Origin of the sequence: Chitinimonas sp. BJYL2, from assembly GCF_027257935.1 — a bacterium.
In the GTDB taxonomy this organism is placed as follows: Bacteria; Pseudomonadota; Gammaproteobacteria; order Burkholderiales; family Chitinimonadaceae; genus Chitinimonas.
The window spans coordinates 173,836-186,251 of record NZ_JANZKW010000004.1 but is presented as its reverse complement, the minus strand read 5'-3'; the positions used below and the strand labels follow the sequence as shown (position 1 = coordinate 186,251).

The following is a 12,416-nucleotide window of genomic DNA, read 5'->3' as shown; positions in this document are numbered from 1 at the left end:
GACCTGTCACGGCCCGCTCGGCCCACTGATCAGTCGTATCTCACTCAAACGCGGGCCAGGCGGGTCAGCAGATCGGGCTGGGAGGCAAGCTGATCTGCCCAGGCTTTTGCCAGGGTGCGCTGTTGTATCAGGCTGTCCTGAATGGCTGGCCAGTGTTGCCGACAAGCCACTGCATCTTCATTCACCCAGGCCGACCAGAAGGCGCTGACGGCGTTGGCCGCATCCGCTGGCCAATCCTGCAGATAGCGTTCCAGGAATGCCTGCAGCTTGATCAGATGGGCGGCATCCTGCTGCGGGTAGATGTGCCAGACCATGGGTCTAGCTGCCCATTGTGCGCGCACGAAAGAATCCTCGCCGCGAACGAAGTTCAGGTCGCACGACCAGAGCAGATGGTCATAGTCGTCCTGACTCAGAAAAGGCAGCGCATGCAGTTGCAAGGCGCCGATAGTCAGGTTGTCGCCACTGTGCAAGGGTTTGCCCAGCCAGTCTGCGACCTGTGTGCGGGCTTTGCCGTCGGTGACGAAGAGTTGCATGGCCGGGCCTGTCGCCCAGGTTTCCAGCAGCGCGGGGAGGGCGGCATTGGCGTAACAGAAGAGGGACACCCTTGGTAGTGCGTGTTCGATGCCAAGCTGATCCAGCCATTCGGCTTGCAAGGCGGGATCGCGCGCAAAGCGCTGTCGCCGCTCGATCAGCCCGGCCTCCCTGAGTAGCCCACCACTTCGTGCGCTGAAGCCGGGGAAGAAAAATTGCTGTGTCAGCGGCAAGCGTGGGTGACGGGAGGGGAGGCCATGGCAATCCTCGGCCCAGATCTCGGCGCTCAGATAGTCCAGATTGATCCAGACGGGCGGCGGCGTCTGGGTTGCCATTGCGTTCAGGTAAGTATCGGGCAGTCGGCATGCAAAGGCTTCGATGACACGATGTGCCGGTGTCTCTGCCGGAAATTCGCTGGGCCAGGCGCGGATATCAACCCCTCTACAACGTTGAACAGCGAGGGATGTATCCAGCTCGGGCACCAGCTGCTGGCAAACGGCCAGATCATCCACCCAGAGACGCACGGTTTCGCCTCGTTCGCTGGCGATTTGCCGGGCCAGGCGCCACGCCACGCCGATATCGCCATAGTTATCAATGACGTTGCAAAAGATGTCCCAGTCGGCTCTCATGGCCGGCATGTTACACGCTCGCCCGGTCTGTGCTGAACACCAAATGGGGTGGTATCCATTTAGTACTGTACAAAACATTGACTAATGTACAGGGTGACTCTACAGTCTGGGCATGAACACGCTAACGCCCCCATTGCCAGAAGGTGCCCGTATCGCCGTGATTGGTGCCGGCATCAGCGGTCTTGCTGCAGCCTGGCTGCTGAGCAAGCGATACCGAGTGTGTCTGTACGAGGCCAATGCCTATTTTGGCGGTCATACCAATACGGTCGAGGTCACGCTTGAGGGCAAGACCGCGCCGGTGGATACCGGATTTCTGGTCCATAACGACCTGACGTACCCCAATCTGATCCAGCTTTTTGCGCATCTTGAGGTCGCAACCCACCCCAGCGACATGACCTTTGCTGTCTCGCTCGATCGTCCCGATGTCGAGTGGGCCGGCACCAATCTGGGCACGGTGTTCGCGCAGAAGCGCAATCTGTTGCGGCCGGCGTTCTGGTGCATGCTGGTAGAGATCCTGCGCTTCAACCGCCATGCCCCGGCTTATCTCTTGCAGGCGCGTGAGCATGGCTGGACGCTTGGTGAGTTACTGGCGCATCACGGCTATGGCAGCACGATGCGTGACTGGTATCTGCTACCCATGGCCGCTGCCATCTGGTCGTCGTCGGTACAGGATATTCTGGGTTTTCCCGCTGAAACCTTCCTCAACTTCTGTCTGAACCATCGGCTCTTGCAGGTGGAGGGGCGGCCCAAGTGGAAAACCGTGCTGGGTGGCGGCCGCGAGTACGTGAGCAAGTTGCTGGCAGGTATTACCGAGTCGCGGGTGGCCTGCCCGGTTCGTTCGGTTCGTCGCCACGTGGCAGGCGTGACGATCGAGTCCGTACAGGACACGCGCGAGTTTGACGGGGTGGTGTTTGCCTGCCACGCGCCGACCACGCTGGCCCTGCTGGATGCCCAGCCACAGGAACGCGCGGTGCTTGGCCAGTTCCGCTACCAGTCCAACGAGGCTTGGCTGCATACCGACCCTGCGCTTCTGCCACGTCGATCATCCGTGTGGGCGGCCTGGAACTATCTTTCCCAAGCTGGAGACAGCGGCGAGCGTCCGGTCGCGGTCAGTTACCTCATCAACCAGCTGCAGCCCTTGCCCTTCACCACGCCTGTGGTGGTGACGCTCAATCCCCATCAGCCGCCTGCAGCGGCGCACCAGCTGGCACGTTTTGATTATGAACACCCGGTCATGGATGCCCCAGCCATTGCCGCACAAAAGCGCCTGCCATCCATACAAGGCCTGGATCGCGCCTGGTTCTGCGGTGCCTGGGCTGGGTACGGTTTTCATGAAGACGGCCTCAAGGCTGCCCTGAGGGTGGCGCGTCATCTGGGCGTCACCCCGCCCTGGGAAGCTGTCTATGACTGACATCACCCAGAACGCGTCGCGCAACGTGCCACCTGCCCAGCTCTGCGTCGGCACGGTCATGCATGCGCGCAGCCGGCCACGGCTCAACCGCTTCAGCTATCCGGTTTTTTTCCTGCGCTTGCGTCTGGACCAGCTCGATACCCAAGTCCGCAGCGGAAGCTGGTGGTTCGGCATCAACCGGCTTGCCGCGGTGAGTTTCCAGGCGGCGGATCATGGTGCGCGAGACGGTAGCGATCTGCTTGCCTGGCTCGATACCCGCCTCGCGGCGGCCGGCTTGCAGCGGCCCGGTGGTGCCGTGTGGCTGCATGCCTTTCCGCGTGTGCTGGGCTATGCCTTCAAGCCGGTCAGCTTCTGGTACTGCCATGATCACGACGCGCAGCTGCGCATCGTGATTGCCGAGGTCAACAACACGTTTGGCGAGCGCCATCAGTACGTGTTGACTGCCCCCGATCAGGGTCCGATTACTGCCACCACCATCCTGCGTTGCCGCAAAGTGTTTCACGTCTCGCCGTTCTGTGAGGTGCGTGGCAATTATCGCTTCCGCCTCTTGTCCGGCAGCGAGCGCCACGTGATGGTGATTGATTATCACGACGATGCCAGCGACCCGCTGCCTTTGCTCAAGACCGCCATGTGGGGCTCGGCGCAGGCCATCAGCCGGCCGCTCGTGCTGGCGACTTTGCTTCGCATGCCATTGCTGACCTTTGGTGTGGTGGCACGCATTCATTGGCAGGCGCTTCGACTCTGGCTCGGTGGCGTGCCCTTCTTCCGCAAGCCGCAACCGCCGGCTTTTGAACTCACTCATAACAACGAGGTGTCGCCATGAACCGGACCGACCTTGTCCTGCCCTATCCGACGACCAAGCTGCCTCTCCCGGCCCGTGCCTTTGTGGCGATGCTGTCCCGATTGCAAAGTGGTTCGCTGACCTTGGTGGACCCGCAGGGGCAGGTTGGTCATTTCGGACAGATGGGGGCGGAGCCACGTGCCGAGCTGCATGTGCATGACTGGCGCGCCGCCGGTGCGATCCTGCGGCAGGGCGATATCGGGTTTGCCGAAAGCTATCGCCAACACTGGGTGGATACGCCCGATCTGCTCGCCCTGTTCAATCTGGCCCTGGCGAATGAAGCCGTGATGACCCAAGCCGTCAATGGCAGCTGGTGGGCCTTGCTGCTCAAGCGCTTGGCCCACTTGCTGCTGCGCGACAACAATCGGCGCGGCAGCCGGCGCAACATTTCTGCCCACTATGATCTGGGCAATGACTTCTACGCGCTCTGGCTCGACCCCACGATGTCGTACTCCTCGGCACTGTTTTCATCGCCGGAGCAGGACATGGTCTCCGCCCAGCATGCCAAATACGACCGCATCCTGGATCAGCTCGGCGCCCAAGCCGGGCAGACGATTCTGGAGGTGGGTTGTGGCTGGGGTGGCTTCGCCGAGCGTGCAGCCCAGCGCGGCATCCGGGTGCATGGCATCACACTGTCTACCGAGCAGCTCGCCTTTGCGCAGGCGCGCATGGCAAGACTGGGCCTGGATGAGCTGGTCCAGCTCTCGCTAACGGATTACCGCGATGTCCAGCAGTCCTACGACCATATCGTGTCCATCGAGATGATCGAGGCCGTGGGCGAGCGCTGGTGGCCGACCTACTTCGCCATGCTGCGCCGCTGCCTCAAGCCGGGTGGCCGTATCGTGATTCAGGCGATTGATATCCACGATAGCCAGTTCGAGTCCTACCGGGCCGGAACCGATTTCATCCAGCAATACATCTTTCCGGGCGGCATGCTGCCCAGCCCGACCCGCTTCGTGCAAGAAACCCGGCAGGTGGGGCTGCTGGTCCGTGCCGAGATCGACTTTGCGCTTGATTACGCCGAAACCTTGCTGCGCTGGCGTCAGCGTTTCGAGGCCGTGCTCGATGACGTGCGTGCGCTGGGCTTTGATGATGCCTTCATCCGCATCTGGCGCATGTACTTTGTTTACTGCGAAGCCGGTTTCCGCGCGGGCCGTACGGGGGTCAAACAATGGACACTCGAGGCCGCCTGATCATGCCCCGCCTCTACCTCGCATGGCTGTGCAGCATGTGCCTGCTGGTTCAGGCCGAGGCCAGCTGGCGCCATGATCTCCCCGATGTGCAGCCAGTGGGGCAGGGTGCCATGCGCTGGTTCGGCCTGAAACTGTACGACGCGGAACTCTACACCCCGACAGGGCGCTTCGATCAGCGTGCCCCCCACGCACTGCGTTTACGCTATGCGCGCAGCCTCAAGGCGGAGCGGATTGTCGAGGCCAGTCTTGACCAGATGCAGCGTCTTGGTGCGCCTGCGCAGTCGTTCCCCACTTGGGCAAAGCAGATGCGCCGTGCGTTTATCGATGTGGATCAGGGCGACACGCTGACAGGCGTACATCTGCCCGGCAAAGGTGTCCGTTTTTATGCCGGCGAACAGCTCACGGCCAGCATCGACGACCCCGAGTTCGCACGCTGGTTCTTTGCCATCTGGCTCGATCCGGCCACCAGCGAACCGGGCCTGCGTCGTCAACTGATCGGCGAAGCGCGATGAAAACATCCGGCCTGCTCGCCTACGGTGCATTGGGTCTGCCGCTCGCCATGGCGGCCTTGCCCGTGTACGTGGCCGCGCCCCAGTTCTATGGGGCAACGCTGGGGCTGGATCTGGCTGTACTGGGCGCAGTGCTGCTTTTTGCCCGCCTGATCGACACTGCACAGGACCCGTTCATTGGCCGCTGGGTGGACCATCTGCAAGCCCGCCCCCGAGGCTGGCAGATGCTGATGGGCGTGGGTGCCAGCCTGATGGCTGTTGCCCTGTATGCCCTGTTCAGCCCACCGGCGCTGGGTGCCGCGGGTTTGTATGTCTGGCTCGGATTCTGTCTCGTCCTTGTCTACACCGCCCACAGCGCGGTGAATATTTGCTATCTCGCCTGGGGAGCCCGCCTTAGCGACCATACTGAAACCCGTGCACGCGTCACTGCCTGGCGCGAGGCCGCCGGTTTGATCGGGGTGTTGCTTGCCTCGGCGCTGCCCGTCTGGCTGGCCCAGCGCTATGGCAACCGTGATGCCTATGGATTGTTCGGTCTGATCTTCATCCCGATTCTGGCCTTGTGCCTGTTCTGGACCTTGCGTGGCGCACCTGCGCCGCATCTGGCTCGCGCCGCTGCCGGGCCTGACTGGCGCAGTGCATTGCGTCCACCTGCCATCCGCAAGTTGATCATCATCTATCTGGTCAATTCACTTGCGGTGGCCATCCCGGCCACGCTCGTTCTGTTTTATGTCGCCGATGTCATTCAGGCACCGGACGCAGCGGGTTACCTGCTGCTTACCTATTTTCTGGCGGGTGCGCTGACACTTCCCGGCTGGGTCATGCTCGCCGACCTGATCGGCAAGCCCTATGCCTGGCTCGTGGGTATGGTGATGGCCTACGGCGGTTTTTTCTGGGCAGCCGGCTTGGGCAGTGGCGACCTTTGGCAATTTGGCCTCGTGTGCGCTTTGTCCGGGATGGCGCTGGGCGCGGATCTGGCCCTGCCACCGGCCTTGCTGGCTGATCTCATCCCGCCTGAGCACCGTCAGGATACGGGCCTCTATTTCGGCATCTGGGCCATGCTCGGCAAGCTGGGGCTAGCCTTGGCGGCAGGCATTGCCTTGCCGCTGCTGGATGCATTGGGTTACCGCGCGGGCGATGCCAGCGCCGCCGGTGTACTCGCGCTCGTCTATGCCGGCCTGCCCTGCGCGCTCAAGCTCGCGGCGGGTTTGATGCTGTATGCCTGGGCTGCAGATCTGCGCCCGATCTCCGCGGAGTCCTCGTCATGAAATCCTTATTCCTGGCCTTGTGCCTGACCCTGCTCACCGCCTGCGCGGGCGTTGATGTTGATCACTACGCGCGCGAGCAGCCCAAGCTTGACCTACCCGCCTATTTTTCCGGTCCGGTAGAAGCCTGGGGCATTTTCCAGAAGCGCAATGGTGAGGTCGCGCGCCGTTTCCACGTGCAGATCACACCAAGCTGGCAAGGGGACACTGGCACTCTGGATGAGCGCTTTGTCTACGCCGATGGCGAGAAACAGCGCCGTGTCTGGACCTTGCGCAAGCAGGCAGACGGGACTTGGCGCGGCACGGCCGATGACGTGGTCGGGGAGGCGGTAGGTCGCATCGCTGGCAATGCGCTGCGTTGGGAATACACATTGCGTCTGCCGGTCGATGGATCGGTCTACGAGGTCCAGTTCGACGACTGGATGTGGCTGATGGATGAGAAGACGATGGTCAACCGCAGCAGCATGCGCAAGTTCGGGGTGGAGCTGGGTCAGGTCACCTTGTTCTTCCGCAAGCAATAGGCGAGATCATGGCTCGACTCAATCCACCGATCACTGACTGGCAAGGCAAGCGCGTCTGGCTGATCGGTGCTTCCAGCGGCATCGGCGCCGCGCTCGCCAGCCAGCTGCTGGCGCGGGGGGCACGCGTGGTCTTGTCGGCACGCGATGGCGACCGGCTCGCCACCGTGGCAGCCGGGCTTCCCCATGCGCACTGCCTGGCGTTTGACGCAGCACAGGCATCGGCATGGCCCGCAGCGGCGACTGCGGCACATACCACCTTGGGCGGATTGGATCTGGTGGTGTTCCTCGCCGCACGCTACGACCCGTGCCGGGCCTGGGAGGCCGATCCAGCAGTGGCGGATCAAGCCTTCCAGACCAATGTGCTTTCGATCTACCGGGGGGTGGCCGAGATCCTGCCCGGCATGTTGCAGTCAGGGCAGGGCGGTATCGCACTGGTTGCCAGCGTATCCGGTTACACGGGTCTGCCCCAGGCAACGATCTATGGCGCCACCAAGGCGGCGCTGATCAATCTTGCCGAGAGCCTGTACTTCGACCTCGCGCCCAAGGGCGTCTCGGTTTACCTCGTCAATCCCGGCTTCGTCGCCACGCCGATGACGGCCGGAAATCCCTTCACCATGCCCGAGCTGATTACCCCCGAGCAGGCCGCCACGGCCATGCTGGCCGGGTTTGCCCGAGGCGAATTCGAAATCCGCTTTCCCCGCCGCTTCACCCGCGGTCTGCGCTGGCTGAGCCGTCTGCCATATCGCTGGCGCTTCCCCTTGCTGCACAAGGTCACAGGACTATGAGCGAACAAGCCCAACTGGATACCCGGTTCAACGAGATCGTTGCCTGGTTCGAGCAACTCACCCCCGCCTCGCTGGCCAGCATCGATCAGGTCTACGCCAGCCAGGCGCGCTTTGTGGACCCGTTCAACCAGCTCATCGGCATTGATCGGGTGGCGCAGGTCTATGCCCATATGTTTGCCACCCTCACGGGGCCCCGATTCATTGTGGATGAGCGGGTGGTACGGGGTCGCACGGCCTTCCTTGTTTGGCGCTTTGAGTTTGGATTGAACGGCAAGCCTCGCAGCATTCAGGGGGGTACGCACCTGACGCTGGACGAGCAGGGACTGATCAGCAGTCATGTCGATTACTGGGACGCAGCCGCACAGGTCTATGAGCACGTTCCCGTGCTGGGCAGCCTGCTGCGCTGGATCAAACGGAGGCTCGCATCATGAATGGACTACCGATTGCCGCAACCGAGCGGGAAACACGAGTCTCCAAGGAGCTGTTGCGCATGTGGGAGCGCCGCTACGGTTTTCCCTCGCCCCAGCGCGATGAACATGGCGATCGCGTCTACAGCGCCGACGAGATCGAAAAGCTCAAACTGGTGCGCGTCCTCATCGATCGCGGCTTCCGGCCGGGCCGATTGGTGGGTATGGACATCCAGGCCTTGCGGCAGCTTCAGGGGGGGCTGGGCAAGCAACCGGGACAGACTGCAGAAGATCCCGGCCATGAGCTGCTACAGCTGTTGCAGCAAGGTGATGTGAAACGGATACATAGCTGGTTCGCCCGCGAACTGAGCAATCACGGGCTCAAGCATTTCATTACCGTGTCCATGCCGGAGGCAAACCGCTGTGTCGGGGAGGCTTGGCGCAGGGGCACGCTGGCCATCCACGAGGAGCATCTTTACACCGAGCAGGTGCAACAGCTGTTGAGACTCGCCATGCAGCCTTTCTATCTTGGCGGTAATCCGCCCAAGATCCTGCTGACCACGCTCCCGGAGGAGCAGCATGGCTTGGGGCTGCTGATGGTGGAAGTCATGCTCCGCATGAACCAGTGCGAGGTGCTGTCTTTCGGGCCAGGCATGCCCTTGGCAGATACGCTGGAGGCCGCCACGGTACACGGCGTGGATATTGTGGGGCTGTCCATCAGCGCCGCCTATGGCGAGGCGCAGGCCCAGCAGGGGGTCAGTGCCTTGCTGGCCGCACTGCCCAAGGGGACCCAGCTCTGGGTCGGCGGCCAGGGGAGCGCCAACCTGCGCTTGCGCGACCCGCAGTTACTGATGATCCGTGAACTGGGCGAACTGGCCGAGGCCGTCACGCGCTGGCGGGCCCAGCGCGTGGCCAGCGCACACTAGACCGGTAAACGACAAAGGCACCCGAAGGTGCCTTTGTCAACCTAACACTGCAACCCGTTGGCCGGGCAGCGGGGATCAGAAGGTATGGAAAATACCGACACTGAAGACATTAACGTCGGTCTTGTTCTTGTTGTCCAGACCCTTGTCATAGCTGTCTGCCGTGTACTCGGTGTACAGCGCAGTTCGCTTGCTCATGGCGTGCTTGAGGCCCAGGTTGTAACGGATGTAATCCGATCCGGCAGCCGTGACGCCGCCGACCTTGGCCTTGCCATTGAAAATGGCTCCGGCCTTGAGCGTGGTACTGCCCATCGCGTAGGCGATGGTGGTAACAACGCTGTTGCCCTTCTTGTCTTGTGCCGCGATGCCATTTCGTACCTCGGCCATCTGGTAACCCAGACCCAGCTTGACGGCATCGATCTGGTAAGTACCGCCCAGCAGCAGCGATTCGAGTCGTGCACCGTTAACGGCTACAGCACCCGTATTGCGCTGATTGCTGTAGGCACCCGCAAGGGTCAGCGGACCGCTGGCATAGCGCACGCTGGTGGCCCAGTGTTGGCCGGCGTTCACCGTGCTGGTCTTGTTCTCGCCTGCGCCATACATGGCGGCGAAAGTGACGCCATCCATAGTGGGCGAATCGTAGCGAACCGCGTTGTCAAAACGGTTGGACACCGTGTTGCCCAGCATCGCGTGCTTGTAGGTGGCAAGGTTGGAACCGGCATCCACGCTGCTGTCGAACAGGTCAGCCACATTGGTGAACGGGGTCTTGCCTCGGCCCAGACCAAACTTGCCGAAACCGCCTTGCAGGCCTACCCAACCTTCACGGTTGGCAAAGTTGCTTGAGGAGGCATCGTCAGGGCCGATGGCGGTTTCCACCTGCCACCAAGCCTTCATGCCGTCGCCAAGATTCTCGTCACCCTTGAAGCCGATACGGCTGGGCGAGTTCACACCACCGGGGGCCTTGGAGGAGTTGTCCACATTACCGATGACAATCTGGTGGCCTGAAGAGGTCGTCACGAACTCCAGAGGAATATTCAGCTGACCGTAAAGCGTCACCGTACCTTCTGCCATCGCCGGAACAGCGGCGGCACCCGTCAGTAATGCTGCGAGCAGGGTCTTGCGCATTCTTGATTCTCCTTGTTGAGGTCTTGGGGGGTGACCTGTCCGGGACTCAGGCTGACGAGGAGTGTGCGCGCGAGGGTTTTGGCTTCGCAATCGGGTAAACCCGTATTGGGCCGATATAACCGGTATTTACTGCTGATTTTGCAACAATGCTGTCATGTTCACGTTGCCCGCTTGCGACGTTTGCCATGAAAAACGGGCACCCGAAGGTGCCCGTTTGCAGACTGTTCAAGACAGTTTGAGGCGATCAGAAGCTGTGGCGTACGCCGAAGCTGATGATGCGCGGATCGCCACCGGCCTTCACCACAGGGGTGTTCGGCGAGGTCGAATTCTCGAACTTGGCTGCAGCGTCGCGATCGTTGCGGATCTGCGTGAACAGGCCGTAAACAGCGGTGCGCTTGCTCAGGCTGTAATCCACTTCGAGACCGTACATGCTCACATCCAGCTGCTTGGTCGGCGCCTTCAGGTCGTCCACCTTGCTGATGCCGTAGATGCCCTTCAGGGTGGTGTTGCCCATCTTGTGTGACACAGCAAACGACCAGTTGTCCGATTCCTTGGTGTTTTCATTCTCGATGGTCGAGTAGTTGGCACCCAGGGTGGTATCGCCCAGCTTCACGCCGCCATTGAGCTTGTAGCCCTTGCGATCCTGACCAGTTGCCACGGCATCGCGCTGGCCTTCGTAGGCCGCACCCAGGAAGTAGGTGCCATCGTCGTATTCACCCGAAAACGAGAACAGGTTCTTGTTGGTGGTCGACGTCTTTTCTTCGTCCGGGCTGAACTGGGCGCGGATCACCATATTGCTGAACTTCGGCGAGACGTAGTGGATGGCGTTGTTGCGGCGGGTATGCAGGCTCATGCCGGCGGCCTTGCCGTTGTTGATGATTTCGTGCTGCTCGGCGTTGCCCCACATGATGTCAACGTACTTGTTGAGTGCCTTGAACGGCGTGTCGTGACGGCCAAGCAGCAGCGTACCGAACTCACCCTTCAGACCCACAAAGCTGTTGCGATCGGCAAAGGTGGTACCCGAACCGGAATCCACATTGACCTTCTGCTCAACCTGCCACAGGGCGCTCAGGCCATCGCCCAACTTTTCTTCGCCCTTGAATCCGATGCGCGAGGCGTAGCCTTCAACGCGCTGTGCGCTGATACCCTTGCTGCCGTCGGTTGCGTCGCCGTTGTTGTAGAACTCCAGGCCCATTTCGATGCGACCGTACAGGGTGACGCTGCTGTCGTTGGCAAAGGCGGGAGCAGAAATGGCGCCCAGCACGGCCAGGGCGATCAGTTGCTTGTTCATGGATGACTCCGTTTTGTGTGAAGGGTGTTCGTGGCCCGAAATGCTTGGGCGACGGACCGCTTTATACGGAGTCTGGATGACAGGTTTGTTACACATCGCCGGCGTTGCAAGCCAGCAACGGTGCGGGTTTGCTGTCATCAAAATGAAACGGGCAGCCACTATGGGCTGCCCGTCTGGTCTGCGCGGCGGATAGGGATCAGGCAAACAGCGAGGCTAGGGCCTTGCCCGGCGAAGGTTCGCGCATGAACGCTTCGCCCACCAGGAACGCATACACCTCATGCTCCAGCATCAGCGCCACATCGGCGGGCTTGAGAATGCCCGATTCGGTGATGACGATGCGGTTGGCGGGAATCTCGTCCAACAGGTTCAGGGTGGTCTTGAGACTCACTTCAAAGCTGCGCAGATCGCGGTTATTGATGCCGATCAGCGGGGTCTTGAGGGTCAGTGCCTGTTGTAGTTCCTTGGCATCGTGCGATTCCACCAGCACGGCCATTCCCAGTTCCATCGCCAGCGCTTCCAGCTCCTGCATGTGCGGTGTTTCGAGCGCGCCCACGATCAGCAGGATGCAATCGGCGCCCATCGCCCGTGCTTCGTAGATCTGGTACGCATCGACGATGAAGTCCTTGCGCAGCACAGGGAGCGCACAGGCAGCGCGGGCGGCCTTGAGGTAATCGGTATGGCCCTGGAAGTATTGCTCGTCAGTCAGCACTGACAGGCAGGCCGCGCCGTGGGCGGCGTAGTCGGCAGCGATCTCGGCGGGTTTGAAATCGGCACGGATCACACCCTTGCTGGGGCTGGCCTTCTTGATTTCGGCAATCACCGCGGCTTCACCGTCGGCGTACTTGCTGCGTAGTGCACCCACAAAATCGCGCAGATCGCGGTTGGCTTCCGCCTCGGCACGCACGGCTTCCAGTGGCCGCGCTTGGCGGGCGGCGGCGACTTCGTCGGCCTTGGTGGCGAGGATTTTCTTGAGGATGTCGGACATGGC

General features: G+C 61.6%; 13 protein-coding genes. 9 read left to right on the top strand and 4 right to left on the bottom strand.

All coding sequences use genetic code 11. From position 1 onward, the window contains the following. Positions 1-44: 44 nt before the first annotated feature. Positions 45-1,169 carry an elongation factor P maturation arginine rhamnosyltransferase EarP gene (gene earP / locus O9X62_RS12910; RefSeq protein ID WP_269533306.1) on the bottom strand — a complete coding sequence of 375 codons (1,125 nt, stop codon included), beginning with the start codon at positions 1,167-1,169 and terminating at the stop codon, positions 45-47. Between the two features lie 103 nt (positions 1,170-1,272). On the opposite strand from earP, the gene O9X62_RS12905 reads away from it, so the two are divergent. Genes O9X62_RS12905 through O9X62_RS12865 form a run of 9 tightly spaced genes read left to right on the top strand, consistent with a single transcriptional unit; the run spans position 1,273 to position 9,015 of the window. Next, positions 1,273-2,571 carry an NAD(P)/FAD-dependent oxidoreductase gene (locus tag O9X62_RS12905; RefSeq protein WP_269533305.1) on the top strand — a complete coding sequence of 433 codons (1,299 nt, stop codon included), beginning with the start codon at positions 1,273-1,275 and terminating at the stop codon, positions 2,569-2,571. Next, a complete protein-coding gene (locus O9X62_RS12900; protein WP_269533304.1) occupies positions 2,564-3,394 on the top strand; it encodes a DUF1365 domain-containing protein in 831 nt (276 codons plus the stop codon). Before O9X62_RS12905 ends, O9X62_RS12900 begins: the two co-directional genes overlap by 8 nt. Then, entirely contained in the window at positions 3,391-4,605 is a 1,215-nt protein-coding gene (locus O9X62_RS12895) for a cyclopropane-fatty-acyl-phospholipid synthase family protein (protein WP_269533303.1), read from the top strand. Before O9X62_RS12900 ends, O9X62_RS12895 begins: the two co-directional genes overlap by 4 nt. A gap of 2 nt (positions 4,606-4,607) precedes the next feature. After that, the gene (locus O9X62_RS12890; RefSeq protein ID WP_269533302.1) at positions 4,608-5,117 is read left to right on the top strand and encodes a chalcone isomerase family protein; all 510 of its coding nucleotides are present in this window, start codon (positions 4,608-4,610) and stop codon (positions 5,115-5,117) included. Next, positions 5,114-6,379: an MFS transporter gene (locus tag O9X62_RS12885; RefSeq protein ID WP_269533301.1), complete on the top strand. Its 1,266-nt coding sequence runs from the start codon at positions 5,114-5,116 to the stop codon at positions 6,377-6,379. The genes O9X62_RS12890 and O9X62_RS12885 overlap by 4 nt, the downstream gene beginning before the upstream one ends. Next, positions 6,376-6,897: a DUF3833 domain-containing protein gene (locus O9X62_RS12880; RefSeq protein WP_269533300.1), complete on the top strand. Its 522-nt coding sequence runs from the start codon at positions 6,376-6,378 to the stop codon at positions 6,895-6,897. Before O9X62_RS12885 ends, O9X62_RS12880 begins: the two co-directional genes overlap by 4 nt. Before the next feature lie 8 nt (positions 6,898-6,905). Beyond that, positions 6,906-7,682 (top strand): SDR family oxidoreductase, encoded by a 777-nt coding sequence (locus O9X62_RS12875; protein WP_269533299.1) that lies wholly within the window; start codon positions 6,906-6,908, stop codon positions 7,680-7,682. Continuing rightward, the gene (locus tag O9X62_RS12870) at positions 7,679-8,113 is read left to right on the top strand and encodes a nuclear transport factor 2 family protein (RefSeq protein ID WP_269533298.1); all 435 of its coding nucleotides are present in this window, start codon (positions 7,679-7,681) and stop codon (positions 8,111-8,113) included. The genes O9X62_RS12875 and O9X62_RS12870 overlap by 4 nt, the downstream gene beginning before the upstream one ends. Beyond that, on the top strand, positions 8,110-9,015 hold the full coding sequence (locus tag O9X62_RS12865) for a MerR family transcriptional regulator (RefSeq protein ID WP_269533297.1): 906 nt from the start codon (positions 8,110-8,112) through the stop codon (positions 9,013-9,015). The genes O9X62_RS12870 and O9X62_RS12865 overlap by 4 nt, the downstream gene beginning before the upstream one ends. A 75-nt stretch (positions 9,016-9,090) precedes the next feature. Here O9X62_RS12865 and O9X62_RS12860 read toward each other — a convergent pair whose 3' ends face one another. The 3 genes from O9X62_RS12860 to trpC form a co-directional block, all read right to left on the bottom strand. Next, positions 9,091-10,137, bottom strand: a complete 1,047-nt coding sequence (locus O9X62_RS12860) for a porin (RefSeq protein ID WP_269533296.1) — start codon at positions 10,135-10,137, stop codon at positions 9,091-9,093. A gap of 244 nt (positions 10,138-10,381) precedes the next feature. After that, complete coding sequence (locus O9X62_RS12855) at positions 10,382-11,428, bottom strand: porin (protein ID WP_269533294.1); 1,047 nt, start codon at positions 11,426-11,428, stop codon at positions 10,382-10,384. A gap of 196 nt (positions 11,429-11,624) precedes the next feature. Further along, positions 11,625-12,413: an indole-3-glycerol phosphate synthase TrpC gene (gene trpC, locus O9X62_RS12850; RefSeq protein ID WP_269533293.1), complete on the bottom strand. Its 789-nt coding sequence runs from the start codon at positions 12,411-12,413 to the stop codon at positions 11,625-11,627. Between the last annotated feature and the right edge of the window lie 3 nt (positions 12,414-12,416).

What these genes read in the sequence shown, in the direction of transcription:
- trpC (WP_269533293.1), bottom strand. Translation starts at nt 12,413, where the DNA reads ATGTCCGACATCCTCAAGAAAATCCTCGCCACCAAGGCCGACGAAGTC.
- O9X62_RS12855 (WP_269533294.1), bottom strand. Translation starts at nt 11,428, where the DNA reads ATGAACAAGCAACTGATCGCCCTGGCCGTGCTGGGCGCCATTTCTGCT.
- earP (WP_269533306.1), bottom strand. Translation starts at nt 1,169, where the DNA reads ATGCCGGCCATGAGAGCCGACTGGGACATCTTTTGCAACGTCATTGAT.
- O9X62_RS12860 (WP_269533296.1), bottom strand. Translation starts at nt 10,137, where the DNA reads ATGCGCAAGACCCTGCTCGCAGCATTACTGACGGGTGCCGCCGCTGTT.
- O9X62_RS12900 (WP_269533304.1), top strand. Translation starts at nt 2,564, where the DNA reads ATGACTGACATCACCCAGAACGCGTCGCGCAACGTGCCACCTGCCCAG.
- O9X62_RS12885 (WP_269533301.1), top strand. Translation starts at nt 5,114, where the DNA reads ATGAAAACATCCGGCCTGCTCGCCTACGGTGCATTGGGTCTGCCGCTC.
- O9X62_RS12880 (WP_269533300.1), top strand. Translation starts at nt 6,376, where the DNA reads ATGAAATCCTTATTCCTGGCCTTGTGCCTGACCCTGCTCACCGCCTGC.
- O9X62_RS12875 (WP_269533299.1), top strand. Translation starts at nt 6,906, where the DNA reads ATGGCTCGACTCAATCCACCGATCACTGACTGGCAAGGCAAGCGCGTC.
- O9X62_RS12905 (WP_269533305.1), top strand. Translation starts at nt 1,273, where the DNA reads ATGAACACGCTAACGCCCCCATTGCCAGAAGGTGCCCGTATCGCCGTG.
- O9X62_RS12890 (WP_269533302.1), top strand. Translation starts at nt 4,608, where the DNA reads ATGCCCCGCCTCTACCTCGCATGGCTGTGCAGCATGTGCCTGCTGGTT.
- O9X62_RS12870 (WP_269533298.1), top strand. Translation starts at nt 7,679, where the DNA reads ATGAGCGAACAAGCCCAACTGGATACCCGGTTCAACGAGATCGTTGCC.
- O9X62_RS12895 (WP_269533303.1), top strand. Translation starts at nt 3,391, where the DNA reads ATGAACCGGACCGACCTTGTCCTGCCCTATCCGACGACCAAGCTGCCT.
- O9X62_RS12865 (WP_269533297.1), top strand. Translation starts at nt 8,110, where the DNA reads ATGAATGGACTACCGATTGCCGCAACCGAGCGGGAAACACGAGTCTCC.